Below are 25,722 nucleotides of genomic sequence, written 5' to 3'. Positions count from 1 at the left end.
GTGTGGGTCCAGTAATGTTGGATGTCGAAGGATTTGAGCTGGATGCGGAAGAGCGCGAAATTCTGGCGCATCCGCTGGTAGGGGGGCTGATTCTTTTCACCCGCAATTATCATGATCCGGAGCAGTTGCGTGAGCTGGTTCGCCAGATCCGTGCGGCGTCGCGCAATCACCTGGTGGTGGCCGTAGACCAGGAAGGTGGGCGTGTGCAGCGTTTCCGCGAAGGGTTTACCCGTTTACCCGCCGCGCAATCTTTTGCTGCGCTGCTGGGGATCGAAGAGGGCGGTCAACTGGCGCAGGATGCCGGCTGGCTGATGGCCAGCGAGATGATCGCCATGGATATCGACATCAGCTTCGCCCCGGTGCTGGACGTAGGACACATTAGCGCGGCAATTGGTGAGCGTTCGTATCATGACGATCCGCGTATTGCGCTGGCAATGGCGACGCGCTTTATTGACGGTATGCATGCTGCGGGCATGAAAACCACCGGCAAACATTTCCCGGGCCACGGGGCGGTGACGGCGGATTCCCATAAAGAAACCCCGCGCGATCCGCGCCCGGAAGCAGACATTCGCGCTAAAGATATGTCGGTTTTCCGCTCGCTGATCGCTGATAACAAGCTGGATGCCATCATGCCTGCGCACGTCATCTACAGTGAGGTCGATCCGCGTCCGGCCAGCGGCTCTCCACACTGGCTTAAAACCGTGCTGCGTCAGGAGTTAGGCTTCAATGGCGTAATTTTCTCTGACGATTTATCCATGGAAGGGGCGGCGATTATGGGTAGCTATGCCGAACGTGGGCAGGCTTCGCTGGATGCGGGTTGCGATATGATCCTCGTCTGCAATAATCGTAAAGGGGCGGTGAGCGTGCTGGATAACCTGTCGCCGATCAATGCTGAACGTGTTACACAATTGTATCATAAAGGTTCATTTAGTCGTCAGGAGCTGATGGACTCGGCGCGCTGGAAAACGGTAAACGCCCGGCTTGAAGCCCTGAACGAGCGCTGGCAGGCATATAAAGCAGCCCTTTAATTCATCCCGGAAGGCGTAGCGTGGTGAGACGATGATCATCTATTTACACGGTTTTGACTCAAACAGTCCTGGTAATCATGAGAAAGTGCTGCAATTGCAGTTTATCGATCCGGATGTCCGGCTGATCAGTTACAGCACACGTCATCCGAAGCATGACATGCAGCATCTGCTTAAAGAAGTGGATAAAATGTTGCAGCTCAATATCGACGATCGCCCGCTGATCTGCGGCGTGGGGTTAGGAGGATACTGGGCAGAGCGCATCGGTTTTTTGTGCGATATCCGTCAGGTCATTTTTAATCCTAACCTGTTTCCGAACGAAAACATGGAAGGCAAAATCGATCGCCCGGAGGAGTACGCCGACATCGCAACCAAATGCGTGAGCAATTTCCGTGAAAAGAACCGCGATCGGTGTCTGGTGATCCTCTCCCGCAACGATGAAGCGCTGAACAGCTCCCGCGCCGCCGAGCTTCTGCACCATTACTACGAAATTGTCTGGGACGAAGAGCAGACCCACAAGTTCAAAAACATTTCCCCGCACTTGCAGCGTATTAAAGCCTTTAAAACGCTGGGCTGATCTCCCTGAACCTGATAAAGGCTCGGTACGTGAAAGCGTACCGGGCCTCTTTTTTGTCAGAGTTGTCTACTTTTAAACCATCAAAACTTGATACATATCAATTTTGGTATGACCAATGCGCCTGACGTGCTATTCTCAATGAATCTGAATGGTTTCAGCGCAGTAACCTGTTGTTAATTAAGGGTTATTTATATAACTTTTAATTAACAATTGGTTAATAATTTGAGGGGGTCACGTTGACTACGCCATTGAAAAAGATAGTGATTGTCGGCGGTGGTGCTGGCGGACTGGAGCTGGCGACGCAGCTGGGTAAGAAACTGGGTCGCGGTAAGAAAGCCAAAATCACGCTGGTGGATCGTAACCACAGCCATCTGTGGAAGCCGTTACTGCACGAAGTGGCGACCGGGTCGCTGGATGAGGGCGTGGATGCGCTCAGCTATCTGGCGCATGCGCGTAACCACCACTTCCAGTTCCAGCTGGGTTCGGTGGTGGATATCAATCGTGAAAACAAAACCATCACGCTGGCTGAGCTGCGTGATGATAAAGGCGAGTTGCTGGTTCCTGAGCGCAAGCTGGCCTATGACACGCTGGTGATGGCCCTGGGCAGTACCTCCAATGATTTCAACACCCCAGGCGTAAAAGAGCACTGCATCTTCCTGGATAACCCGCATCAGGCGCGTCGTTTCCATCAGGAGATGCTTAACCTGTTCCTGAAGTACACCAACAACATGGGTGCTAACGGCAAGGTCAACATTGCTATCGTGGGCGGCGGCGCAACGGGCGTTGAATTATCGGCGGAGTTGCACAATGCGGTCAAGCAGCTGCACAGCTACGGCTACAAAGGGCTGACTAACGAAGCGCTGAATGTGACGCTGGTGGAAGCAGGTGAACGCATTCTGCCTGCGCTTCCGCCGCGTATTTCCGGCGCGGCGCACAACGAGCTGACTAAACTGGGCGTGCGCGTGCTGACCCAGACCATGGTGACCAGCGCGGATGAGGGCGGCCTGCATACCAAAGACGGCGAGTACATCCAGGCCGACCTGATGGTCTGGGCTGCGGGGATCAAAGCGCCTGATTTCATGAAAGATATCGGTGGGCTGGAGACAAACCGCATTAACCAACTGGTGACAGAGCCGACGCTGCAAACCACGCGCGATCCGGACATCTTCGCCATCGGCGACTGTGCCTCCTGCGCACGTCCGGAAGGCGGATTTGTACCGCCTCGCGCTCAGGCAGCGCACCAGATGGCAAGCCTCGTGCTGCATAACATCCTGGCGCAGATAAAAGGCAAACCGATGAAAGCCTATGTCTACAAAGACCACGGCTCTCTGGTGTCGCTCTCAAACTTCTCCACCGTGGGCAGCCTGATGGGTAACCTGATGCGCGGCTCCATGATGGTGGAAGGGCGCATCGCCCGCTTCGTGTACATTTCTCTGTACCGTATGCACCAGATTGCGCTGCACGGCTACTTCAAAACCGGCCTGATGATGCTGGTTGGCCGCATCAACCGCGTGATCCGTCCACGCCTGAAGCTGCACTAATTTCTCTCTCCCTCCGGACCCTCCGGAGGGAATTCTTAGCACATCATGCTGTGCATTTGCCTCTTGACGCTTAAGAGTTCTCTTAAACCCACGTTGTCCCGGCCAACAACCCTGATTTTGATCCTTTATCTTATTGGCGAAGCGTTTATTGCGCTGCAAAATTGCTACCAATTGCAACAAAGGAGGAAGTCCCGTGAATAAATCAATGTTGGCGGGTATAGGGATTGGCGTCGCAGCTGCGTTAGGTGTGGCTGCCGTTGCCAGTCTGAACGTACTTGATCGTGGCCCGCAGTATGCGCAGGTGGTTTCCGCTACACCGATCAAAGAGACGGTCAAGACGCCTCGTCAGGAGTGCCGTAATGTTTCTGTCACCCATCGTCGTCCGGTTCAGGATGAAAACCGTATCGCTGGCTCCGTGCTGGGCGCGGTTGCTGGTGGGGTGATTGGTCATCAGTTTGGTGGCGGCCGTGGTAAGGATGTCGCGACGGTGGTTGGTGCGCTGGGTGGCGGTTATGCCGGTAACCAGGTGCAGGGCGCGATGCAGGAAAATGATACCTACACCACAACGCAGCAGCGCTGTAAAACCGTGTATGACAAGTCTGAAAAAATGTTGGGCTACGACGTAACCTACAAAATTGGCGATCAGCAGGGCAAAATCCGCATGGATAAAGATCCTGGTACGCAGATCCCTCTCGACAGCAATGGTCAGCTGATACTGAATAACAAAGTGTAAAAAAGATGTTCTCTGAACTTAGCTCCTCATGCGCTCAGGCTGAGGAGCTTTTTTTTGCGTCAGAGTTTAAGAAGTTCAGGCCACAGGCGCAGCGTTGTGTGCGTAATCCCCTGCAATTTTTCCAGCGTCGCGCCTTCACGGGCGCTGATGGACATCCCCTGTAAAATACAGCTCAGATACTGGGCCAGCTCCTGCGGACGGCAATGCGCCGGGATTTCGCCGCGCAGCTGACGCTGAGCCAGAAACGTGCTGAGCGTCTCCTCCTGCATCGCATGTCGCGATTTGACCGTGTTGGCAATCTCTTTAGACGATGCCGCGAGGGTCGCGGAGGTGTTGATCATAAAACACCCCGCAGGCGTGTCCTTGCTGGTATAGCAGGTCGCGATTGCCGTGAAATAATCCTGTAATGCCTGCTCAACCGTTTTTTCTTCACAGAATAGCTGGGCTTCATGTTTTGCCGCGAAGCGCGAGATGTATCTGTCCAGAACGGCCCGGAATAAGCCTTCTTTGTTGGTGAACTCTGCGTACAGGGTAGGGGCTTTAGCACCCGTAGCTTCCACGAGATCGGAAAGCGACGTGGCTTCATACCCATGCTGCCAGAAGAGCGTCATGGCCTTATCGAGCGCCGCATCCCTGTCGAACACTTTTGGTCGGCCACGGCTTTTCTTTGCGCAACGCGTGACATCGGTTGTCATGTGCCGTTGGTCCTCTGTTGTTTTGTTGAATAGTCATTATAAAAATAAACGTCTGCAACGACCAGCGGTGATTTCTGAAAAATAATTTAATTTTATCTTTTTGAAATATAAGGCAAATGAAATTAATTTAACGACCATTATAAAAATGAGTTGACGTGTGACCTGGATCACATTTATCATTTACCTATCGATCGTTAACTAAATAACTAACGACCACTACATCATCTGCCTAAAGGTATAAAATCATGAAAAACGTTAAAACCCTCATCGCTGCCGCCGTTCTGAGTTCACTCTCTTTCGCAAGCTTCGCTGCTGTTGAAGTGCAATCCACTCCAGCAGACCAGCAGAAAGTCGGTACCATCTCTGCCACTGCCGGGACTAACCTGGGCTCTCTGGAAGATCAGCTGGCGCAAAAAGCTGACGAAATGGGTGCGAAATCATTCCGCATCACCTCTGTGACCGGTCCTAACACCCTGCACGGTACCGCAGTTATCTACAAATAAGCGTAACGCAACCCTCCGTTATGCCACTGCAATAAAAAACGCCCTGCTGATGCAGGGCGTTTGTCGTTATTGCTGCTTTACATTGACTGCTGAGCAACCTCATGATGCCGCGTAACATCGGTTGGCATCCCCGAACGTGCTTCCATCGCCCGCTCCATCACTGCGCCATCGGTGTTGGCATTCGTTTTAAAGCTCACCATCGAGGCATTCAGATTAATCGGCAGCGTCTGCGGATCGTCATTGATGTTTTTCGATAGCGGCTGGTGGATCTCAACCAGACGGACGCCACCTGGCTCTTCAGACACTTTAATCGGCGTATTAATGATATTCACTTTCGTGCCAGGGGCGATCACGCGGTAGAGCGTTTTGATATCGTCATCGCGCAGGCGAATGCAGCCGGAGCTGACGCGCATCCCGATCCCGAAATCCGCATTCGTTCCGTGCAGAAGATAAACCCCACCATATGCCGCCAGGCGAATTGCATGATGTCCCATCGGATTATCCGGGCCAGCAGGTACCACGGCGGGCAGGTCGATACCTTGAGCTTTATAACGGGCGCGAATGTTTGCCGTCGGGGTCCAGGTAGGATTAGCGCGCTTATCAGAGACGGTGGTGACCATGGTAGGTGTGAGCGTATCGCCCCCCAGTTGACCAATACCGATAGGGTAGACGGTCACTTCGTTCTTGCCCGGCGGGTAGTAATACAGACGTAGCTCGGCGAGGTTAATCACAATGCCCTGACGCGGCGCGTCCGGCAGGATGGTTTGCAGCGGAATCGTCAGTACGCTGCCCGCCCGGGGCACGTACGGATCTACCCCCGGGTTGGCCTGCAACAGCGCCAGGAACCCGACGTTATATTTTTTGGCAATCGCTTCCAGCGAGCCGCCATCGTTTTCAACCACGTGAAAGCGGTTTTCACCTACGACGTTGCTGCCGGCGGGCGGAAGAGGCCAGGTATTGGCGCGAGCAGGGAGCGCGACGGCAACCGTCGCGGCCAGCGCAACCAGAGTTAACCAGCGGGTAAAACGCGAAGAAATCATCATTATGATAATCCATACAAATGATAAGGTTATTGTTTTATAAGGCGTTAATGATAATTATGGCGAATGTATAGTCGGGAAGATCGGGCGAAGTGCAAAGAGTTTGTAAATTGTCCCCCCGCCAGCCGGGCGCTGGCGGGGGAAACCGTTATGCGATGGCGTTCTCTTCCAACTGACGCATAAAGTTACGCACCCAGTCCATGCGGGTTTTACGTTCCGTCAGATCCTGAGTAAATTTCAGACGCGTAGGGCCATCAAGACGGAAATGCTGCGGCTGTTTTTGCAGGAGGCCAATCAGCCACATCGGATCGACGTGGTTCTTTTCGGCAAACTCAATTACGCCGCCTTTCTCATTGCCTTCAAGTTTGCGAATGCCCAGCTTCTGCGCCTGCTGACGCAGGCGGGCAATATCCAGCAGGTTACGCGCCGCATCGGGCAATATCCCAAAACGGTCAATCAGTTCGACTTTGATCTCTTCCAGCTCGCCTTCGCTTTTCGCGCTGGCAATGCGTTTGTAGAACGACAGACGGGTATTCACGTCAGGAATAAAATCATCCGGCAGCAGGGAAGGCATGCGCAGTTCCACTTCGGTCTGCTGGCTGGTGAGATCTTCCAGAGACGGTTCACGTCCGGCTTTAAGCGCGTCGACGGCATTTTCCAGCAGCTCCATATACAGCGAGAAACCGATGGTTTCCATGGAACCGCTCTGGTCTTCACCCAGCAGCTCACCGGCGCCGCGGATCTCCAGGTCGTGGGTCGCCAGCGCAAAGCCAGCGCCCAGATCTTCCAGCGAGGCGATCGCTTCCAGACGCTTTTGCGCGTCGGTGGTCATTGCCTTCGGATGCGGCGTCAGCAGCCAGGCGTAGGCCTGATGGTGCGAACGCCCGACCCGCCCGCGCAGCTGGTGCAGCTGAGCCAGGCCGAAGTGATCCGCCCGTTCGATGATGATGGTGTTCGCCGTCGGAATGTCGATTCCGGTCTCAATGATGGTGGTACACACCAGCACGTTGAAACGCTGGTGGTGGAAATCGTTCATTACCCGCTCCAGCTCGCGCTCGCGCATCTGGCCGTGACCAATGGCGATGCGCGCTTCCGGCACCAGCTCTGCCAGCCTGTCGGCGGCTTTCTGAATATTTTCAACGTCGTTGTACAGGTAATAGACCTGGCCACCGCGCAGCACTTCGCGCAGGATCGCCTCGCGCACCACCAGATTGTCGTACTCGCGAACAAAGGTTTTCACCGCCAGACGGCGCGCCGGTGGGGTAGCGATTATCGACAGATCGCGCATGCCGCTCATCGCCATGTTCAGGGTGCGCGGGATCGGCGTTGCGGTCAGGGTCAGAATGTCGACGTTGGCGCGCATCGCTTTGATGCGCTCTTTGTGGCGCACCCCGAAGCGGTGCTCTTCGTCAACGATCAGCAACCCCAGATCTTTCCACTTCACGTCACTTTGCAGCAGCTTGTGAGTGCCGATCAGAATATCAATTTTGCCTTCACTTGCCTGTTCCAGGATCTGCGTCTGCTCTTTGGCACTGCGGAAGCGGGACAACATTTCGATACGTACCGGCCAGTTGGCGAAGCGGTCGCGGAAGTTGTCGAAGTGCTGCTGGGCAAGAAGGGTGGTCGGCACCAGCACCGCCACCTGCTTGTTGTTCTCAACCGCCAGGAAAGCGGCGCGCATCGCCACCTCGGTTTTACCGAAGCCCACGTCGCCGCAGACTAAGCGATCCATCGCCAGCGGCTGGCACATGTCGCTCAGCACGGCGTTGATGGCCTGGGCCTGATCCGGCGTAGTTTCAAACGGGAAGCTGTCGCAGAACAGCTGGTACTGCTCTTTATCATGCTTAAACGCATACCCTTCTTTGGCCGCACGCTGAGCGTAAATATCCAACAGCTCGGCGGCCACGTCGCGCACTTTTTCCGCCGCTTTCTGGCGTGCACGCGCCCAGGCATCGCCGCCCAGCTTGTGCAGCGGCGCATTCTCTTCCGCGCCCCCGGCGTAGCGGCTGATCAGATGCAGGGACGACACCGGAACATACAGCTTGGCGTCGTTAGCGTAGGTCAGCATCAGGTATTCACCTTTGATGCCACCTGCTTCGAGGGTAGTCATCCCCTGATAGCGACCCACACCGTGTTCCAGGTGAACAATCGGCTGACCGGGGTGCAGTTCGGCCAGGTTGCGGATCAGGGTGTCCGGGTTGATGGTGCGACGGCTGTCCTGACGACGGCGCGCGACGCGCTCGCCCAGCAGGTCGCTTTCACATATCAACGCCAGGTTATTGAGCGTATCAATGAATCCGTGCTCGGCGGCGCCGATCATCAGGTAACGGCCATTTCCGGTCGCTTCGCTCAGGCGAAGAATACGCTTTGGCGCGACTTTGATCCTTCCCAGCAGTTCGCCCAGCGCTTCACGGCGACCTTCACTTTCAACGGAGAAGACCACCGGCCCGGTGAAGGACTCAAGAAACTTGCGCAGATTATCGAGCGGGGATTTCTGCTGCGCCTGAACGGCCAGGTCAGGCAGCATCCGGAAGGCGAGGTTAGTGTTGGCGGCCTTATCGGCAAGCGAATCGGTTTTGAGCTGCATACGCGGCCAGCGTTTCAGCTCGGCGTTGAGCTCGTCGGTACGCAGCCACAGCATTTCCGGCGGCAGCAGCGGACGCATCGGATCAACGCCCCGGTTTTCAAAGCGGGCGCGCGTTTCGCTTTCAAAGCGGCTGGCGCTGGCGTCGATATCCCCGGTGTTAACAATCAGCGTATTTGCCGGGAAGTAGCTGAACAGCGCCGGCAGCGGTTCGTTAAAGAACAGGGGCTGCCAGTACTCGATCCCGGCCGGAAGGGTGCCTTTGCTGACCTGCTGGTAGATATGTTCGGCATCACGCTTCACGTCGAACCTGTCGCGCCACTGGCTGCGGAACAGTTCGATGGCGGTTTTATCCGTCGGGAACTCATGGGCGGGCAGCAGATTAATAGAGTCCACTTCCTCCAGCGTGCGCTGGGTGTCGGCGTCGAACACGCGCAGGCTGTCGATCTCATCATCGAAGAAATCCAGACGGTACGGCTGATTGCTGCCCATCGGATAGAGATCAAGCAGCGCACCGCGCGTCGCGTATTCGCCGTGCTCCATCACCTGATCGACATGTCGATAGCCGGCTCCATCCAGCTGCACGCGCAGGGCATCGCGCGACAGGCGCTGGCCTTTTTTCATCACCAGCGCATGGCCGTGCAAATAGCTGTGCGGGCAGACGCGCTGCATCAGGGTATTCACCGGCACAATCAGCACGCCGCGCTGCATGGTGGGGAGCTGATACAGCGTCGACAGGCGCGAGGAGATGATCTCCTGGTGCGGAGAGAAACTGTCGTAGGGAAGCGTTTCCCAGTCGGCCAGGCTGAATACCAGACTGTCGGTGAACTGACGAATTTCGTCGTGCAGGCGCAGGGCGTTTTGCATGTCCGGGGCAACCAGCACCACCGGCCCTGGATGCCGCTCGGCAATTTCCGCCACCAGCGTGGCGCAGGCCGCGCCTGTCAGTTCGCCCAGCTGGCGTTGGTCACCTGCTTTTACAGGCAAGGAAAAACGATAGTGTTCAGGCATGGCTATGTCAGAGTCTCTTGGGGATATACCAACAGTATTGGGGCATATCACTGATACGCAATGTCTTTATTATCCTCGATCGTTATGCATAAGCAAATCGTAACCGCACAAGAGGGAAAGTGCCCCCGGATGGGGGCCGAGGAGATTAACGGGTAGCAGTCTGTGGAGAAAACCGCGCGGGAGGGGAGAAGAAAAGGTCGCCAAAGAGGGCGGTTGAGAGCTTACGTGCCCCCAGCCCAACCAGCGTGCAGACGAGCAGGCTGATAAACGGATAGACCAGAATCAGCGTTAACTCCGCCCAGATCGGCCAGTACGCCGCATTCATTTCGCGAATCAGGAGCAGGCTAAACGCCTCAATTAAAATGCGGTGGGTGGTATAAATCGCGATGGTGTTTGAACCGATGACGTTCAGCAGATTATTGGGATGAACGGCATAACGCTGCTCGAAGCTGTAAAAGAGCTTCATGATGACCACGATCGACAGCAGTGAGAGCGGCAGAGGAACATTAGCGAACCACAGCACTACCGACACCGCGCCAGAGGCGAGAAGTACCAGCCAGCTGCGGCGCAAATTCATCCCTTTCATCCACGCCATCAACTGCGCGCCGTACCATGCGCCGAGGCTGTAGTAGATCATGTTGCGCACCACGCTGTTCATTCCCCACCACGGTAACGGCAGGAAGTTGATGGCGATGCTTGCCAGCGCCAGAATCCCCAGCATCGGCAGTTTCCAGCGGCTCAGCAGCTTACAGAGCGTAAAGTAGACCACTAACGCGTACAAATACCACAGGCTGGTGCTGGCCGTGAGCATTCCCAGTACAAACCCTGAAACGGAATCGGCGTAGGCCGCATTGGATGCTGTCGCCAGTTCTCGCTCGGGGGCGAGCCAGGCATTCAGATGGGTCAGCGCCTGCCATTGCAGGACGCCCCACAGGGCCAAAACCCAGACGATGCTCCAGATCCGCTTGTCGAGACTAGTGCGCCAGTTCACCTCGTCGATATAACGACGGATCAAATAGCCGGAGATAAAGAAAAACACCGGCATACGGAACGGGGCAAGGTAAAGATTAAAGTAGACCCAGCATTTGGCCAGCAGGCCCGATAACGGATGCTGTAGCCCGTCAAGGTGAGGATAAAAGGTGATCACCGAGTGGTAAATTACCACCAGGCAGATGCACAGGCCTTTTATCTGGTTAATCCATAATGCTTTTTGTTTCATGGTGCGTGACGACCTTGTTGCCATAAACGAAACGCCGATTGTTGTAAAATGAAGCCCTGATGTAATGGGTAACAGTCTGTATCAGGACGATTTTCGGAAAAGGTGGAGGCTGTCTGGCGGAAGTTCAGTCAGTAGCATGATGATTTATCTGAATTTTTCGGAAAAATGATTACCGAATCTTACGGTTTCAGTCATTTACGCTTAACGGATTCGCTTATATACTCGTGGGTCTGCTATCAGCAAACAGACGGATTTCATGTATCAACCTGTCGCACTCTTTATAGGCTTACGTTACATGCGTGGGCGCGCCGCGGACCGCTTCGGTCGCTTTGTCTCCTGGCTTTCGACTATTGGCATTACGCTTGGCGTGATGGCACTGGTGACGGTGCTTTCCGTCATGAACGGCTTCGAGCGCGAGCTGCAAAACAATATCCTGGGGCTGATGCCGCAGGCCGTTCTCTCTTCCACTCAGGGTTCCGTTAATCCGCAACAGCTGCCGGAAAGCGCGGTGAAGTTACAGGGTGTCACGCGCGTTGCGCCGCTCACGACGGGCGATGTGGTGCTGCAAAGCGCCCGTAGCGTGGCGGTCGGGGTGATGCTGGGTATCGATCCCGCGCAAAAAGATCCGCTGACGCCGTTCCTGGTCAATGTGAAACAAACCGACCTGGAAGCGGGTAAATACAACGTCATCCTCGGCGAGCAGCTTGCCGGGCAGCTCGGGGTCAACCGTGGCGATCAGCTGCGCGTGATGGTGCCGTCAGCCAGTCAGTTTACGCCGATGGGGCGTCTGCCAAGCCAGCGCCTGTTCAACGTGATTGGCACGTTTGCGGCGAACAGCGAAGTTGATGGTTACCAGATGCTGGTGAACATTCAGGACGCCTCGCGTCTGATGCGCTACCCCGCGGGAAATATTACCGGCTGGCGTCTGTGGCTTGATGCGCCGCTGAAGGTGGATACCCTCAGCCAGCAGACGCTACCGGAAGGGACGAAATGGCAGGACTGGCGCGACCGGAAAGGCGAACTGTTCCAGGCCGTGCGCATGGAGAAAAACATGATGGGGCTGCTGCTGAGCCTGATCGTGGCCGTTGCCGCGTTTAATATCATCACCTCGCTCGGGCTGATGGTGATGGAGAAGCAAGGCGAAGTCGCCATTCTGCAAACCCAGGGGCTGACTCCGCGCCAGATCATGGCGGTATTTATGGTCCAGGGCGCCAGCGCCGGCATCATCGGCGCGCTGCTCGGCGCGGCGCTGGGGGCGCTGCTCGCCAGCCAGCTCAACAATCTCATGCCGATTATCGGCGCGCTGCTTGATGGCGCGGCGCTGCCGGTGGCTATCGAGCCGCTCCAGGTGGTCGGTATTGCGCTGGCCGCGATGGCCATTGCGCTGCTTTCTACGCTTTATCCTTCCTGGCGGGCTGCCGCCACTCAACCCGCTGAGGCTTTACGTTATGAATAAGATCCTGTTGCAGTGCGACAACCTGTCCAAACGCTATCAGGAAGGCACTGTGCAGACCGACGTTTTGCACAATGTGAGTTTTAGCGTGGGCGAAGGCGAGATGATGGCGATTGTCGGCAGCTCCGGCTCCGGTAAAAGTACGCTGTTGCACCTGCTTGGCGGGCTGGACACGCCAACCGAAGGCGATGTGATCTTCTCCGGGCAGCCGCTGAGTAAAATGTCGTCTACGGCGAAAGCCGAGCTGCGTAACCGTGAGCTGGGTTTTATCTACCAGTTCCACCATCTGCTGCCGGACTTTACGGCGCTGGAAAACGTCGCAATGCCGCTGCTGATTGGTAAAAAGAAACCCGCGGAAATTAATGCCCGCGCCAGCGACATGCTAAAAGCGGTAGGGCTGGGTCATCGCGGGAATCACCGTCCGTCTGAGCTTTCCGGCGGTGAGCGTCAGCGTGTGGCCATCGCCCGTGCGCTGGTCAACAACCCGCGCCTGGTGCTGGCGGATGAACCGACAGGTAACCTCGATGCGCGTAACGCAGACAGCATTTTCCAGCTTCTCGGCGAACTGAACGCCGCGCAGGGAACCGCGTTTCTGGTGGTCACCCACGATTTACAACTGGCTAAGCGGATGGGGCGTCAGCTGGAAATGCGCGACGGTCGTCTGAATGCTGAACTGACGCTGATGGGAGCGGAGTAATGGCTTCACCGTTATCGTTACTCATCGGGTTACGCTTTAGCCGTGGTCGTCGCCGGAGCGGGATGGTTTCCCTTATCTCCGTGATCTCCACCATCGGTATCGCCCTGGGCGTGGCGGTGCTGATTGTGGGCTTAAGCGCCATGAATGGCTTTGAGCGTGAACTGAATAACCGCATTCTGGCCGTTGTCCCTCACGGTGAAATCGAGCCGGTTAACCAGCCGTGGTCCAACTGGCAGGATTCCCTGAACAAAGTGGAAAAGGTGCCCGGTATTGCGGCGGCTGCACCTTACATTAACTTTACCGGGCTGGTAGAGAGCGGGGTAAACCTGCGCGCCATTCAGGTGAAAGGGGTAAATCCTCGTCAGGAAGAGCGTCTGAGCGCGCTGCCGCGCTATGTGCAAAATGGCGCATGGGCAAACTTTAAGGCCGGCGAGCAGCAGATTATCATGGGCAAAGGCGTTGCCGATGCGCTGAAGGTGAAGCAGGGCGACTGGGTCTCGATCATGATCCCGAACGCCAGCGCTGATCACAAATTGCAGCAGCCTAAGCGCGTACGTCTGCACGTCACCGGTATTTTGCAGCTGAGCGGCCAGCTCGATCACAGCTTCGCGATGGTGCCGCTGGAAGATGCACGCCAGTATCTGGATATGAGCGACAGCGTGACGGGCATTGCCATTAAGGTTAACGACGTCTTCAACGCCAATAAACTGGTGCGTGACGCTGGCAGCGTGACCAATAACTATGTCTACATCAAAAGCTGGATCGGCACTTACGGGTATATGTACCGTGATATCCAGATGATCCGCGCGATTATGTATCTGGCGATGGTGCTGGTTATTGGGGTGGCGTGTTTTAATATCGTCTCGACGCTGGTGATGGCCGTTAAGGATAAGAGCGGCGACATCGCCGTGCTGCGTACCTTAGGGGCGAAAGACGGTCTTATTCGCGCCATCTTCGTCTGGTACGGTTTACTGGCGGGGCTGTTTGGCAGCCTCTGCGGCGTGGCGATCGGCGTGGTGGTTTCCCTTCAGCTGACGCCGATTATCAACGGGATTGAAGCGCTTATTGGCCATCAGTTCCTGTCAGGCGATATCTATTTTATTGACTTCCTGCCGTCTGAACTGCACTGGCTGGACGTTATTTATGTGCTGGTTACAGCACTTTTACTGAGTCTGCTGGCAAGCTGGTATCCGGCGCGTCGCGCTAGCCGAATTGATCCGGCGAGGGTATTAAGTGGCCAGTAATTTCGTCATGGTTTAGCGGTCTTTTGGCCGCTGAATCAAACAGAGGAATGCATCATGTATTACGGATTTGATATTGGCGGCACCAAGATTGCGCTCGGCGTGTTCGATAAAGATCTTAAGCTACAATGGGAAACCCGCGTCCCCACGCCGCGCGAAAGCTACGATGAATTTTTAACCGCCATTGCCGCACTGGTGGCGCAAGCGGATGAACGCTTTGGCGTCAAAGGCAGCGTTGGCATTGGTATTCCGGGTATGCCCGAAACCGACGACGGCACGCTGTACGCGGCCAACGTGCCTGCCGCCAGCGGCAAACTCCTTCGCGCCGATCTCTCCGCGCTCCTAGAACGCGACGTGCGCTTAGATAACGATGCCAACTGTTTTGCTCTCTCAGAAGCATGGGACGACGAGTTTCGTCGCTATCCGCTGGTGATGGGGCTGATCCTCGGAACGGGCGTCGGTGGCGGGATTGTCATCAACGGTAAGCCCATCACCGGCCGCAGCTACATCACCGGCGAATTTGGCCATATCCGCCTGCCGGTGGATGCTCTGGAGGTCGTCGGACGTGATTTCCCGCTGACCCGCTGCGGCTGTGGGCAGCACGGCTGTATTGAGAACTACCTATCAGGCCGCGGGTTTGCATGGCTTTACGAACACTTCTATCATCAGAAACTTGAGGCCCCTCAAATCATTACCCTGTGGGAGCAGGGGGATGCGCAGGCGCGTGAGCACGTCGAGCGCTATCTGGATCTGCTGGCGGTGTGTCTGGGGAATATCCTGACTATCGTCGATCCGGATCTGCTGGTGATCGGGGGAGGGCTGTCAAATTTCACTGCGATTACGGAACAGTTGTCCGGGCGTCTGACCCGACATTTATTGCCGGTCGCCCGCGTGCCGCGCATTGAGCGTGCGCGACACGGGGACGCAGGAGGCATGCGCGGAGCCGCATTCCTTCATCTCACCGATTAGTTTACGAGGTTATTATGCTGTCGCGTCGCCAGGGTCGACTCAGCCGTTTTCGCAAAAATAAACGCCGCTTACGTGAACGCCTGCGTCAGCGGATCTTTTTCAGAGACAGGATGATGCCAGAAGCGATGGATAAACCCAGAGTGGTGGTGTTGACCGGGGCGGGGATCTCCGCCGAATCCGGTATTCAGACTTTCCGCGCAGCGGATGGACTGTGGGAAGAACACCGAGTTGAAGATGTGGCGACGCCAGAAGGTTTCGCCCGCGACCCGGCGCTGGTGCAGGCGTTCTATAACGCCCGCCGTCGCCAGCTTCAGCAGCCGGAGATTGCGCCGAATGCGGCGCACCTGGCGCTGGCAAAGCTGGAGGAAGCGCTGGGGGATCGTTTTCTGCTGGTCACGCAGAACATCGACAATCTTCACGAAAGGGCCGGAAACCACAACATCATTCACATGCACGGCGAACTGCTCAAGGTGCGGTGCGCATGGAGTGGTCAGGTGCTGGAGTGGAAAGAGGACGTGCTGGACGAAGACCGCTGCCACTGCTGTCAGTTCCCTTCGCGTCTGCGTCCGCATGTGGTCTGGTTTGGCGAAATGCCGCTGGGAATGGATGAGATCTACAGCGCCCTGGCCATGGCGGACGTCTTTATCGCCATTGGTACTTCGGGACATGTCTATCCGGCGGCGGGATTTGTTCACGAAGCGCGACTTCAAGGTGCCCATACGGTGGAGCTTAATCTGGAGCCAAGCCAGGTCGGGAGTGAGTTTGAAGAGAAACATTACGGTCTGGCGAGCGAGGTGGTGCCAACCTTTGTGGATAAACTCCTGAAGGGGCTATAAGAGTAACGGGCGACATTGCGTCGCCCGTTATGCATTAACGGCCTGCTTTTAGCTTCTGATAATATTCTTCATACAGGCGGCTCGCGTCACCGACGTCGTTCTGCCATTCCCCTTTGCTGATGGTTTCAGCGTCCGGATAAAGCGATTTATCATTTGCCACTTCAGGGCTTAAAAGCTTCCGCGCGGCCAGGTTTGGCGTCGGGTAGCCGATAGTTTCCGCCACCTCTTTTGCCACATCCGGGCGCAGCAGGAAGTTGATCAGCTTCAGGGCACCCTCGACGTTTTTCGCATTCGCCGGGATCGCGAGGCTGTCCATCCAGAAGATGCCGCCCTCTTTCGGCCAGACCACCTCAAGCGGCGTCCCGGCCTGACGCGCCACAAACGCAGAGCCGTTCCAGACCATCCCCAGATTCACTTCACCTTCCATATACGGGTTAGCCGGGTTATCCGAGTTGAACGCCGCCACGTTTGGCATCAGCTTTTTCAGTTCGTTATACGCTGCTTCGATCTCTTTCGGATCGGTGGTGTTGCCGGAATAGCCGAGTTTACGCAGCGCCACCTGGAACACTTCGCGCGCATCGTCGGTTAACAGCAGGCTGCTTTTGTATTCCGGCTTCCACAGGTCAGCCCAGGATGAAACCGTTTTGGGATCAATGGCATCGCTGTTGATGCCAATTGCCGTCGCGCCACAGATGTACGGAATGGAGTAGTCGTTGTTCGGGTCGAACGGCTTGTTTAGCATCTCAGGATCGAGGTTAGAAAAATTGGTTAGCTTCGTTTTGTCGATCTTCTGGATCATGCCTTCTTTGCGCATCTTGTCGACGAAATAGGTCGACGGCACCACCAGGTCATACGCGCCATCTTTATAGGTTTTGAGCTTGGCGTACATGGTTTCATTCGACTCGTAGGTCGAATAGATCACCTTGATGCCTGTCTCTTTGGTGAACTGCTCCAGCAGGCCCGGCGGCACATACTCGGTCCAGTTGTAGAAATAGAGCGTTTTGCTGTCATCAGCATGCGCAGCGCCCATTCCGAGCACCAGTGCCGCAGCGGCAAGCATTTTTTTCATTTCTGTGTCCCCTGAGATTTTGTTTTATCACGAGCAATAACCTGGCTGGCAATCACCAGAACCAGCGATAACACCAACAGAATAGTCGCCAGCGCGTTCACTTCGGGTGAAACACCGACTTTAACCATTGAGTAGATCTTCAACGGCAGAATTTCATAGCTCGGCCCGGTGACGAAGGAGGACACGACCACGTCGTCCATCGACAGGGTAAAGCTGAGCAGCCATCCTGCTGCCACGGCGGGCATCGCCAGCGGCAGAATGATTTTGCGCAGAATGGTCATCTCGCTGGCACCCAGATCTTTCGCCGCTTCCAGCATGCGTACGTCGAACCCTTTCAGACGCGCGTAGACGGTTACCACCACAAACGGCAGACAGAAGGTGATATGCGAGAACAGCAGCGACCAGAAACCGAGCTGGACGCCCAGCAGCATAAACAGCACCAGCAGTGAAATGGCCATCACGATATCCGGGGACATCATCACCACAAACAGCATACCGCTGACGAACGGCTTACCGCGAAAACGGTAGCGGTACAGCGCCACGGCGGTCAACGAGCCAATCAGCGTCGCGAAGGTGGCAGAGAATACCGCCATCGTCAGCGAGTGCTGAGCGGCCTGTAGCAGGCTGTCATTGTTCATCAGCAGGCCATACCATTTGGTGGTAAACCCTTGCCAGTTGATCCCGAAGCGCGAGCTGTTAAAGGAGTTCACGATCAAAATGATTATCGGAATATAAAGATACGCATAAATGGCGGTCATAAAACCACCGCGAAGCAGTCGACCGATCATTCCAGCTCCACCTTCTTATTCAGCAGGCGTGAGGCACGCCAGTAAACCAGCAGCATCAGCCCCATCACCACCGTCAGCGTTATGCTGGTGGCCGAGCCGAACGGCCAGTCGCGAATGTTAAGGAACTGGCTCTTAATCACGTTACCGATCAGCAGGTTTTTCGCCCCGCCCATCAGGTCCGAGACGTAGAACAGCCCCATCGCAGGCAGCATGACCAGCAGACAGCCGGCGATAATACCCGGCATGGTCAGCGGAATAATGATGCGGACAAAGGTTTGTAACTTACTGGCGCCCAGGTCTTTCGCTGCTTCCAGCAGCGGTTTATCGAGCTTTTCAATGCTGGAGTAGAGCGGCATCACCATAAACGGCAGCAGGATATAGACCAGGCCGACAATCACCGCGCCCGGGGTGAACATGATGCGGATCGGCGTCTCGATCACCCCCAGCCACAGCAGAAACTCGTTCAGATAACCTTTGGTGCTGAGGAAGATTTTCAGCCCGTAGATGCGGATTAACGAGTTGGTCCAGAACGGCACAATCAGTAAAAACAGCAGCAGCGGCCGCACTTTTTGCGGCAGGCGGGCCAGGAACCAGGCGAACGGATACCCCAGTACCAGGCAGGCGAGGGTGGCAATCAGCGCCATATTGAGCGAGTGCAGCAGCACGTCAAAATAGAGCGGATCGAGCAGGCGCGCGTAGTTGTCCAGCGTAAAGACCATCGCCACGAAGTTCGCATCGTCGCGGGTCAGGAAGCTGGTCACGATGATCATCAGGTTGGGAAGAAAGACAAACAACACAAGCCAACCGACGATCGTGGCAATCACCACATTCTGGAACTTACTTGTGTTCTTCATCAGCCAGTACAACCTCCCAGCTTTCTACCCAGTTGATGACCATTTTCTGATCCAGCGAGTGGTCGAAGTCCGGATCGTCCTCGTTAAAGAATTCGCTGACCATCACCATTTTGCCGTTTTCCAGTTCGACCACGGATTCGAGGGTCATCCCTTTGTAGTTACGTTCGCGAACGTAACCGATCAGACCTTCGACGTCAGCCGTGTCGTGGATTTCATCAACGCGGAGATCTTCCGGGCGCAGCAGGACGTTGAGCCTTTGCCCCTTTTCCACGGCAAAGTTCACCGTGATGTTGCATTCGCGGCCTTCCACGTTCGCGCGCACGCGCTGCTCGTCCAGACGCTCAATCACCGTGGCGTTGAAAATATTGATTTCACCAATGAAGCTGGCGACGAACAGGTTTTTCGGCTCTTCATAAATTTCACGCGGGGTGCCATCCTGCTCAATCTTGCCGTCGCGCATCACCACGATACGGTCTGACATGGTCAGGGCTTCTTCCTGATCGTGCGTGACAAACACGAACGTAATCCCGAGCTTACGCTGAAGTGCTTTCAGCTCGTTCTGCATCTGCTTGCGCAGCTTGTAGTCCAGCGCGGAAAGGGATTCATCCAGCAGGAGCAGGCGAGGTTTGTTGACCACGGCGCGGGCAATGGCCACACGCTGCTGCTGACCACCGGAAAGTTGATGAGGCTTGCGCTGGGCGAATGCCTCCAGCTGCACCATGCGCAGGGCTTCGGTAACCCGAGGCGGGATCTCGCTGGCCGGTGTTTTTTGCATCCGCAGGCCAAACGCCACGTTCTCAAACACGGTCATGTGCGGGAACAGGGCATAGCTCTGAAAGACGGTATTGACGTGGCGATCTTCGGCAGGAACCTGGGTAATGTCCTGGTTCTCAAGATGGATATGGCCGTTATCGACGCTTTCCAGCCCGGCGATAAGGCGCAGGACGGTGGTTTTGCCGCAGCCGGAGGGGCCGAGCAGCGTGAGAAACTCACCGTCATTGATGGTCAGATTAAGGTCGGAAATGACATCTTTGCCATCGAAACTTTTACGAATTCGTTCCAGTTGCACCAGCGGTGAAAGGGAACGGTGTTGTGTATTCAATTTTCGCGCTGTCCCATATAGACGCCTCAGGCAGCAGACTGAAGCGGGGTTTGTGTGTAACCACCTTGGTGACTCGTAATGAGGGCGGACATTCTACGGCAAACCCATTGAATCGCCAATCCTTCTCACTTATTCATAAGCTACATTTATTAACGCAGAACGATATAAACGTAAAAAGTTCTCGTTTGCGGGATAAAAGTGACCTGACGCAATATTTGCGTTTTGCTGCTTAATGATAATGTTGTCACAAAAAGTGAGGGTGACTGCATGGATAAACTACTTGAGCGTTTCTTACATTACGTTTCGCTGGATACCCAATCTAAGCCGGGGGTCCGACAGGTGCCAAGCACCGAAGGCCAGTGGAAGCTGCTAAATCTGCTGAAAGAGCAGATGGAGGCTATGGGGTTGGTTGACGTCACGCTCAGCGAAAAAGGGACCGTGATGGGAACGCTGCCGGCGAATATTGACGGCGATATCCCGGCAATTGGCTTTATTTCTCATGTCGATACCTCACCTGATTTTAGCGGTAAACACGTTAATCCGCAGATTGTTGAAAACTACCGCGGCGGTGATATAGCACTGGGCATTGGCGACGAAGTGCTGTCGCCAGTGATGTTCCCGGTACTGCATCAGCTGCTGGGGCAGACGTTAATCACCACCGACGGCAAAACCTTGATGGGGGCCGATGACAAAGCGGGCATCGCCGAGATCATGACGGCGCTGGCGGTGCTGAAGGGCAAAAATATCCCGCATGGCGATATCCGCGTGGCCTTCACGCCGGATGAAGAGGTTGGAAAAGGCGCGAAACACTTTGACGTTGAGGCGTTTAACGCGCAATGGGCCTACACCGTTGACGGTGGCGGCGTGGGTGAACTTGAGTATGAAAACTTCAACGCGGCATCGGTAACGATCAAAATCGTCGGGAATAACGTGCACCCGGGCTCTGCGAAAGGAGTGATGGTGAATGCACTGTCGCTGGCTGCGCGTATTCATGCGGAAGTGCCCGCCGAAGAAAGCCCGGAGATGACGGAAGGGTATGAGGGTTTTTATCATCTGACCAGCATCAAGGGGACCGTGGACAGCGCGCAGATGCACTATATTGTCCGCGATTTCGACCGCAAAGCCTTTGAAGCGCGCAAGCGTAAGATGATGGAGATCGCGAAAAAAGTCGGCAAGGGGCTACATCCGGATTGCTATATTGAGCTCATCATCGAAGACAGCTATTACAATATGCGCGAGAAGGTGATGGAACATCCGCACATTCTTGATATCGCCCAGCAGGCGATGCGCGATTGTGACATCGAGCCGGTGATGAAACCGATCCGTGGTGGAACCGATGGTTCACAGCTGTCGTTTATGGGCCTGCCGTGCCCGAACCTGTTTACCGGTGGATATAACTACCACGGCAAGCATGAGTTCGTGACGCTGGAAGGGATGGAGAAAGCGGTGCAGGTGATTGTGCGGATAGCGGAGTTAACCGCGAAGCGGTAAAAAAAGCCCGGTGGCGCTTCGCTTATCGGGCCTACAGGAACGGCTTTTGTAGGCCGGGTAAGGCGTAGCTGCCACCCGGCAAACATCATGGTTCAGTCCTCAAAAAACCAGTACCCGCTGTTAACCAGCGCGGCCAACATGGCGAGGAAGGAGGGATCGTCCAGCGCGTCGCCAAAGGTATCCGCAGTCAGCACCATATGGCTGGCAATCGCTTCCAGCGCCGGGCGATGCGGAGAGTCCAGGCGCTCGCCGTTGACGAATACCTCTTCGCCAATGCGCAGTACACGTAATCCGCCCAGACGAACCAGCTTATCGCCCTGCTGGAGCGCATCATAAATTTCATCTGCCTGATAAGGCGGCTCTGGCGGTGCGACGTCCAGTTCGTGACGCGACTGGCTGATAAACTCGCCAAACCACTGTCTGAAGTGCTCCGGTTCGTTGATCAGATCCAGCATCATCCCGCGCAGCTTATCCAGCTCCTCTGGCAGAATATCCGCCGGATGCTCACGCGCCGGAACGTCCGGATCGCTGTAACGGTAACTGCCCAGCTCACGCTGTAAAACATAGTCAGCAAATCCGCTGATCATCTCGCGCCCGCTTGGCGCGCGGAAACCAACCGAATAGTTCAGCGAGTTTTCCAGGGAATAACCTTCATGCGGGAAGCCCGGTGGGATATAAAGAATGTCACCTGGCTCCAGCTCTTCATCAATGATCCCTTCAAACGGATCAACCTGGAGCAGATCCGGGTGCGGGCAGTGCTGTTTCATTGGCACTTTTTCGCCCACGCGCCAGCGACGGCGACCGGTACCCTGAATGATAAACACGTCGTACTGATCCAGATGCGGACCCACGCCGCCACCGGGAACGGAGAAGGAGATCATCAGATCGTCCATTCGCCAGTCTGGCAGGGCGCGGAAGGGACGCATTAAGGCTGCGGTAGGTTCGTGCCAGTTGTTGACCGCCTGCACCAGTAAAGACCAGTTGTTTTCGCCCAGGTGATCGTAGCTTTCAAAGGGACCGTGGCTGACCTGCCATTTCCCGTCCTGGTGGCTTACCAGACGGCTGTCTACCTCGTTTTCCATCGCCAGACCAGCGAGTTCGTCAGGAGAAATAGGGTCGATAAAATTGCTGATCCCGCGTTTAAGAACGACCGGGCGTTTTTGCCAGTAACGTTCAATAAAGTCGGGCCAGTTAAGCGTTAATTGATAATCCATATTTATGTATTCCGCAGGCTCTTACTGAGTCGGATTATAACGGAAGCCCCGCTCCCTGGCTGCGAGATCCGCGTATTTTTCACATTCCGGGTCAACTATCGTTCGATACGGGATGCTGGCGGCCAAAAATGACTTCCATCCGGGCTCCGCCCAGCAAACTTTCACCGGTTTCAATCTTGCCCTCGTACTGATCGACAATTTCCCTGGCGACGGATAATCCGACGCCCTGGCCTGGCCGCAGCGTATCGGCGCGCTGGCCGCGATCGAACACCACTTCGCGTTTATTACGGGGAATGCCAGGACCATCATCCTCAACGATAATATGCAGTTCGTTATCCGTTACCCGCGCGGAAACCTCGACAAACTCCAGACAATATTTGCAGGCGTTATCGAGCAGGTTTCCCATCACTTCCATAAAGTCATTCTTCTCGCCAACAAAGCTAATTTCCGGTGAGATATCCAGACTGATGTTGACCCCTTTACGCTGGTACACCTTGTTCAGCGCCGAGGTGAGGTTATCCAGCAGCGGGGCTACCGGGTGCAGTTCACGGCTCAACAGAGCGCTTCCGGAGCGCATGCTCGCGCGGTGCAGGTAATAGCCGATCTGCTGTGAAATACGGCTGATTTGTTCCAGCATCACCGGCTCTGCATCATCCACGCTCATTTTCGAACTGCGCATGGAACGCAGGGTACTCTGCATCACCGCCAGCGGGGTTTTCAGGCTGTGCGTAAGGTCGGTGAGCGTCGTGCGATACTTGTCGTAGCGTTCACGTTCGCTTTTCAGAAGGCGGTTGAGGTTGCGCACCAGGCTGGTCAGTTCGCGCGTAGTTTCCGGGTTCAGCTTCTCGCGGTGATGTTCTTCCAGCTCGCGCACCTCTTTGGCAAGGGATTCAATCGGGCGGAGGCTCCACCATGCAGCAACCCACAGGAGAGGGATCACCAGCAGCAGGTTGGCAGCCAGAACATACACAAACCAGTTCCATACCATATATGAGCGTTTCAGCTCAACCGGGATGGTATCGATCACCACAATGGTTAACTGCGGCATGTTCAGGGTGGCGGGATAAAGGTTGATGGCCACAGAGTGGGTCATCTCCGTGTCGTCATCTTCGGCACGGATCTCATTAAGCTTGATCTGTAAGGCGCGATCGTCACGCAGCAGGCTGCTGGTGGAGTTGAGATCGGCTTCTATTTCATGAAAACCGTTGGTTTTCAGCCATTCCGGACGGATGCGCTTTTTCAGCCACGGGACATCGCGCTGGGCCCACAGCAATTTCCCTTTTTCATCGTAGATCAGCGCCAGCGTCGGGCTCTGCTGATTCAGGTTTTCCGGCATCTCGACGGTGATTCGGTTGTTCTCCCACTTCGCCAGGGTATAAAACAGGTTACTTTCGCCGCGAAGCAGGCGGAAGGTGGTTTTATCGAAGCTCACGCTATACCCGACCAGCGCCACCATCCCGTAAGAGAGCGACAGCACCAGCACGACGGCGGCGGTTGCCAGCAAAAAGCGAACCCGCAGCGAAAGGGGTAAAATGTGACGCAAAATCCCTTTCATTTAGCGTAATTCAAACAGGTAGCCCTGACCACGCACGGTGGTGATCACGTCATGCGGGTACTGCGCCTGAATTTTTTTACGCAGGCGGCCCATCAGCACGTCAATGGTGTGGCTTTCGCGCAGTTCGGCATCCGGATAGAGCTGAAGCATCAGGGAATCTTTGCTCACCACTTTACCGTTGTTACGGATCAGCGTTTCCATGATGGTGTATTCGAATGCGGTCAGCTTGATCACTTCATCATTAATAGAAAATTCGCGGCGGGAGAGATCCACCTGGAATGGCGGCAGAGAGATCACCTGCGACGCCAGCCCGCTGTTGCGGCGCAGAAGCGCCTGCATACGCGCGGCGACTTCTTCAATATGGAAGGGTTTGGTCACGTAGTCATCCGCGCCAGCGCTCAGGACTTCAACCTTGTCCTGCCAGCCTTCACGGGCAGTTAGCACCAGCACCGGCAGGGAAACGTCATGGCTACGCCAGCGGCGGATAAGGGACAATCCGTCTTCATCCGGTAGCCCTAAATCGACAATGGCGATGTCCGGCAGGTGTTCATTGAGATAATAATCGGCCTCTTTTGCGTCTTCAGCATCGTCCACCTGATGACCCATCTCCTGAAGTTGAACTTTCAGGTGATGACGTAGCAATGCGTTATCCTCAACAACCAGTACGCGCATCATCACTTCTCCCTTTATAAATGGTATGAATAGTTTAACGCTGATTATTCAGGTTGACACCAGCGCGATGAAATTAAATGATTTTTTTGCATGCTCCAGAACACAGGGGGCATGACGCCAGGCGCGGGTAATATAAACGGACTTGTTTTCGCAAGCTTCTGCAATCCGGATAAAACAGCCATCCGTTTATGAAATGTTGAAGGCGAGTCGCTTTTTTGACAGAAGGGTCACGCCAGTTTTGTAAAGATTGCCCTTTTTTTTGTAAGGATGTTCTCACTATGTATGCCTTTGTCTATGCTTATTTTATGGTGCGAAATTAGATTTGCATAAGATGTGCCAGAAAAGCAGCATTTTTACACGACAAAACAGCAATATAGCGAGTAAAGAGGGTTTTATGGAATGGAAGGTTGTTGAGACTATTGCGAGCCCGGAAAGCGGAACTATCTTTTGCAAAGTTGAAACACAGTATGGCCTGAATTATATCCTGTGGTTAAAGGGAGATTATTACGTTCGTACAGGTGAAATCATCACCACCTCAAACCAGGGGATCCTGATTAACGATCGACGCCGTAGAGTATGGATAGCGCAGGCAATGCCCTTTACATCCATAGGCTGGATGGGGTTCAAACAGAAAAACGCGTGTCCAGGCAACCGGCAAGAGATGGATCGTCCGTGCACGGCTGAAACCCCGTGCCAGTTCAAACTGTGCCCGTTCGGCTTAAAACGATATATTCCGGAAAGTTATTCCACGACGAAAATTAACAACCATCCTGACGGCAGGCTTTAATCCCGGCAAAACAGGTAATGTGACGTGAAAACATCAACTCGATGATGAAAAACAGCCCCCTTTCCG

The 25,722-nt window shown here is 55.1% G+C and carries 23 protein-coding genes; 12 read left to right on the top strand and 11 right to left on the bottom strand.

Annotated features, from left to right (window positions below; all coding sequences use genetic code 11):
• The first annotated feature begins 2 nt into the window (after positions 1-2).
• From nagZ to ACOTX4_RS10820, 4 genes are all read left to right on the top strand, one after another.
• Complete coding sequence (nagZ, locus tag ACOTX4_RS10835) at positions 3-1,028, top strand: beta-N-acetylhexosaminidase (protein WP_063937824.1); 1,026 nt, start codon at positions 3-5, stop codon at positions 1,026-1,028.
• Between the two features lie 31 nt (positions 1,029-1,059).
• On the top strand, positions 1,060-1,602 hold the full coding sequence (gene ycfP / locus ACOTX4_RS10830) for an alpha/beta hydrolase YcfP (protein ID WP_006809239.1): 543 nt from the start codon (positions 1,060-1,062) through the stop codon (positions 1,600-1,602).
• Positions 1,603-1,838: 236 nt separating this feature from the next.
• Positions 1,839-3,143, top strand: coding sequence for an NAD(P)/FAD-dependent oxidoreductase (locus tag ACOTX4_RS10825; protein ID WP_022650789.1), 1,305 nt, complete (start codon positions 1,839-1,841; stop codon positions 3,141-3,143).
• Positions 3,144-3,336: 193 nt separating this feature from the next.
• Positions 3,337-3,876, top strand: a complete 540-nt coding sequence (locus ACOTX4_RS10820; RefSeq protein ID WP_017384715.1) for a glycine zipper 2TM domain-containing protein — start codon at positions 3,337-3,339, stop codon at positions 3,874-3,876.
• A 59-nt stretch (positions 3,877-3,935) separates the two neighbouring features.
• Here ACOTX4_RS10820 and comR read toward each other — a convergent pair whose 3' ends face one another.
• On the bottom strand, positions 3,936-4,571 hold the full coding sequence (gene comR / locus ACOTX4_RS10815; protein ID WP_022650790.1) for a TetR family copper-responsive transcriptional repressor ComR: 636 nt from the start codon (positions 4,569-4,571) through the stop codon (positions 3,936-3,938).
• Positions 4,572-4,816: 245 nt separating this feature from the next.
• Here comR and bhsA point away from each other — a divergent pair, with 245 nt between their 5' ends.
• Positions 4,817-5,074 (top strand): multiple stress resistance protein BhsA, encoded by a 258-nt coding sequence (gene bhsA / locus ACOTX4_RS10810; protein WP_006809234.1) that lies wholly within the window; start codon positions 4,817-4,819, stop codon positions 5,072-5,074.
• A gap of 77 nt (positions 5,075-5,151) precedes the next feature.
• Here the strand turns inward: bhsA and ldtC are convergent, their stop codons facing one another.
• From ldtC to ACOTX4_RS10795, 3 genes are all read right to left on the bottom strand, one after another.
• Positions 5,152-6,117, bottom strand: a complete 966-nt coding sequence (gene ldtC, locus ACOTX4_RS10805; RefSeq protein ID WP_022650791.1) for a L,D-transpeptidase LdtC — start codon at positions 6,115-6,117, stop codon at positions 5,152-5,154.
• Between the two features lie 145 nt (positions 6,118-6,262).
• Entirely contained in the window at positions 6,263-9,709 is a 3,447-nt protein-coding gene (mfd, locus tag ACOTX4_RS10800) for a transcription-repair coupling factor (protein WP_063937822.1), read from the bottom strand.
• Between the two features lie 145 nt (positions 9,710-9,854).
• Complete coding sequence (locus ACOTX4_RS10795; RefSeq protein ID WP_063937820.1) at positions 9,855-10,928, bottom strand: acyltransferase family protein; 1,074 nt, start codon at positions 10,926-10,928, stop codon at positions 9,855-9,857.
• A gap of 256 nt (positions 10,929-11,184) precedes the next feature.
• Between ACOTX4_RS10795 and lolC the strand changes: the two genes are divergently transcribed.
• The 5 genes from lolC to cobB are packed head-to-tail and all read left to right on the top strand — an operon-like array spanning position 11,185 to position 16,124.
• Positions 11,185-12,384 (top strand): lipoprotein-releasing ABC transporter permease subunit LolC, encoded by a 1,200-nt coding sequence (lolC, locus tag ACOTX4_RS10790; RefSeq protein ID WP_017384712.1) that lies wholly within the window; start codon positions 11,185-11,187, stop codon positions 12,382-12,384.
• A complete protein-coding gene (gene lolD / locus ACOTX4_RS10785; protein WP_015570809.1) occupies positions 12,377-13,078 on the top strand; it encodes a lipoprotein-releasing ABC transporter ATP-binding protein LolD in 702 nt (233 codons plus the stop codon). The genes lolC and lolD overlap by 8 nt, the downstream gene beginning before the upstream one ends.
• Complete coding sequence (gene lolE / locus ACOTX4_RS10780; RefSeq protein ID WP_058659631.1) at positions 13,078-14,322, top strand: lipoprotein-releasing ABC transporter permease subunit LolE; 1,245 nt, start codon at positions 13,078-13,080, stop codon at positions 14,320-14,322. The genes lolD and lolE overlap by 1 nt, the downstream gene beginning before the upstream one ends.
• A 54-nt stretch (positions 14,323-14,376) precedes the next feature.
• A complete protein-coding gene (nagK, locus tag ACOTX4_RS10775; RefSeq protein WP_063937818.1) occupies positions 14,377-15,288 on the top strand; it encodes an N-acetylglucosamine kinase in 912 nt (303 codons plus the stop codon).
• Positions 15,289-15,302: 14 nt separating this feature from the next.
• On the top strand, positions 15,303-16,124 hold the full coding sequence (gene cobB / locus ACOTX4_RS10770; RefSeq protein ID WP_063937816.1) for a Sir2 family NAD+-dependent deacetylase: 822 nt from the start codon (positions 15,303-15,305) through the stop codon (positions 16,122-16,124).
• Positions 16,125-16,158: 34 nt separating this feature from the next.
• Here the strand turns inward: cobB and potD are convergent, their stop codons facing one another.
• The 4 genes from potD to potA are packed head-to-tail and all read right to left on the bottom strand — an operon-like array spanning position 16,159 to position 19,967.
• Positions 16,159-17,193 (bottom strand): spermidine/putrescine ABC transporter substrate-binding protein PotD, encoded by a 1,035-nt coding sequence (gene potD, locus ACOTX4_RS10765; protein WP_063937814.1) that lies wholly within the window; start codon positions 17,191-17,193, stop codon positions 16,159-16,161.
• The gene (gene potC / locus ACOTX4_RS10760) at positions 17,190-17,981 is read right to left on the bottom strand and encodes a spermidine/putrescine ABC transporter permease PotC (RefSeq protein WP_015570805.1); all 792 of its coding nucleotides are present in this window, start codon (positions 17,979-17,981) and stop codon (positions 17,190-17,192) included. The genes potD and potC overlap by 4 nt, the downstream gene beginning before the upstream one ends.
• Positions 17,978-18,835: a spermidine/putrescine ABC transporter permease PotB gene (potB, locus tag ACOTX4_RS10755; RefSeq protein ID WP_017693625.1), complete on the bottom strand. Its 858-nt coding sequence runs from the start codon at positions 18,833-18,835 to the stop codon at positions 17,978-17,980. Before potB ends, potC begins: the two co-directional genes overlap by 4 nt.
• Positions 18,819-19,967: a spermidine/putrescine ABC transporter ATP-binding protein PotA gene (gene potA / locus ACOTX4_RS10750; RefSeq protein ID WP_166726884.1), complete on the bottom strand. Its 1,149-nt coding sequence runs from the start codon at positions 19,965-19,967 to the stop codon at positions 18,819-18,821. Before potA ends, potB begins: the two co-directional genes overlap by 17 nt.
• Positions 19,968-20,204: 237 nt before the next feature.
• Here potA and pepT point away from each other — a divergent pair, with 237 nt between their 5' ends.
• Positions 20,205-21,428, top strand: a complete 1,224-nt coding sequence (gene pepT, locus ACOTX4_RS10745; RefSeq protein ID WP_421635374.1) for a peptidase T — start codon at positions 20,205-20,207, stop codon at positions 21,426-21,428.
• 92 nt (positions 21,429-21,520) lie between these two features.
• Here the strand turns inward: pepT and ACOTX4_RS10740 are convergent, their stop codons facing one another.
• The 3 genes from ACOTX4_RS10740 to phoP form a co-directional block, all read right to left on the bottom strand.
• Complete coding sequence (locus ACOTX4_RS10740; RefSeq protein ID WP_003857909.1) at positions 21,521-22,642, bottom strand: cupin domain-containing protein; 1,122 nt, start codon at positions 22,640-22,642, stop codon at positions 21,521-21,523.
• A gap of 91 nt (positions 22,643-22,733) precedes the next feature.
• Positions 22,734-24,197 carry a two-component system sensor histidine kinase PhoQ gene (gene phoQ, locus ACOTX4_RS10735; RefSeq protein ID WP_015570801.1) on the bottom strand — a complete coding sequence of 488 codons (1,464 nt, stop codon included), beginning with the start codon at positions 24,195-24,197 and terminating at the stop codon, positions 22,734-22,736.
• Positions 24,198-24,869, bottom strand: coding sequence for a two-component system response regulator PhoP (gene phoP / locus ACOTX4_RS10730; RefSeq protein WP_026094318.1), 672 nt, complete (start codon positions 24,867-24,869; stop codon positions 24,198-24,200).
• Positions 24,870-25,263: 394 nt separating this feature from the next.
• Between phoP and ACOTX4_RS10725 the strand changes: the two genes are divergently transcribed.
• The gene (locus tag ACOTX4_RS10725) at positions 25,264-25,656 is read left to right on the top strand and encodes a hypothetical protein (protein WP_022650801.1); all 393 of its coding nucleotides are present in this window, start codon (positions 25,264-25,266) and stop codon (positions 25,654-25,656) included.
• Positions 25,657-25,722: the final 66 nt, after the last annotated feature.

It is taken from the genome of Enterobacter cloacae complex sp. IR5459 (assembly GCF_049238005.1).
Lineage (GTDB): Bacteria > Pseudomonadota > Gammaproteobacteria > Enterobacterales > Enterobacteriaceae > Enterobacter > Enterobacter hormaechei_C.
Note: the sequence above shows the minus strand (reverse complement) of the source record. Positions and strands in the feature narration are given on the sequence as shown.

Bases quoted from the DNA above. Each gene is read 5' to 3' on its own strand.
- bhsA (WP_006809234.1), top strand. From the start codon at position 4,817: ATGAAAAACGTTAAAACCCTCATCGCTGCCGCCGTTCTGAGTTCACTC.
- comR (WP_022650790.1), bottom strand. From the start codon at position 4,571: ATGACAACCGATGTCACGCGTTGCGCAAAGAAAAGCCGTGGCCGACCA.
- phoQ (WP_015570801.1), bottom strand. From the start codon at position 24,197: ATGAAAGGGATTTTGCGTCACATTTTACCCCTTTCGCTGCGGGTTCGC.
- ycfP (WP_006809239.1), top strand. From the start codon at position 1,060: ATGATCATCTATTTACACGGTTTTGACTCAAACAGTCCTGGTAATCAT.
- potD (WP_063937814.1), bottom strand. From the start codon at position 17,193: ATGAAAAAAATGCTTGCCGCTGCGGCACTGGTGCTCGGAATGGGCGCT.
- nagK (WP_063937818.1), top strand. From the start codon at position 14,377: ATGTATTACGGATTTGATATTGGCGGCACCAAGATTGCGCTCGGCGTG.
- pepT (WP_421635374.1), top strand. From the start codon at position 20,205: ATGGATAAACTACTTGAGCGTTTCTTACATTACGTTTCGCTGGATACC.
- mfd (WP_063937822.1), bottom strand. From the start codon at position 9,709: ATGCCTGAACACTATCGTTTTTCCTTGCCTGTAAAAGCAGGTGACCAA.
- potB (WP_017693625.1), bottom strand. From the start codon at position 18,835: ATGAAGAACACAAGTAAGTTCCAGAATGTGGTGATTGCCACGATCGTC.
- phoP (WP_026094318.1), bottom strand. From the start codon at position 24,869: ATGCGCGTACTGGTTGTTGAGGATAACGCATTGCTACGTCATCACCTG.
- ACOTX4_RS10725 (WP_022650801.1), top strand. From the start codon at position 25,264: ATGGAATGGAAGGTTGTTGAGACTATTGCGAGCCCGGAAAGCGGAACT.
- lolD (WP_015570809.1), top strand. From the start codon at position 12,377: ATGAATAAGATCCTGTTGCAGTGCGACAACCTGTCCAAACGCTATCAG.
- potC (WP_015570805.1), bottom strand. From the start codon at position 17,981: ATGATCGGTCGACTGCTTCGCGGTGGTTTTATGACCGCCATTTATGCG.
- lolE (WP_058659631.1), top strand. From the start codon at position 13,078: ATGGCTTCACCGTTATCGTTACTCATCGGGTTACGCTTTAGCCGTGGT.
- lolC (WP_017384712.1), top strand. From the start codon at position 11,185: ATGTATCAACCTGTCGCACTCTTTATAGGCTTACGTTACATGCGTGGG.
- ACOTX4_RS10795 (WP_063937820.1), bottom strand. From the start codon at position 10,928: ATGAAACAAAAAGCATTATGGATTAACCAGATAAAAGGCCTGTGCATC.
- cobB (WP_063937816.1), top strand. From the start codon at position 15,303: ATGCTGTCGCGTCGCCAGGGTCGACTCAGCCGTTTTCGCAAAAATAAA.
- ACOTX4_RS10740 (WP_003857909.1), bottom strand. From the start codon at position 22,642: ATGGATTATCAATTAACGCTTAACTGGCCCGACTTTATTGAACGTTAC.
- ldtC (WP_022650791.1), bottom strand. From the start codon at position 6,117: ATGATGATTTCTTCGCGTTTTACCCGCTGGTTAACTCTGGTTGCGCTG.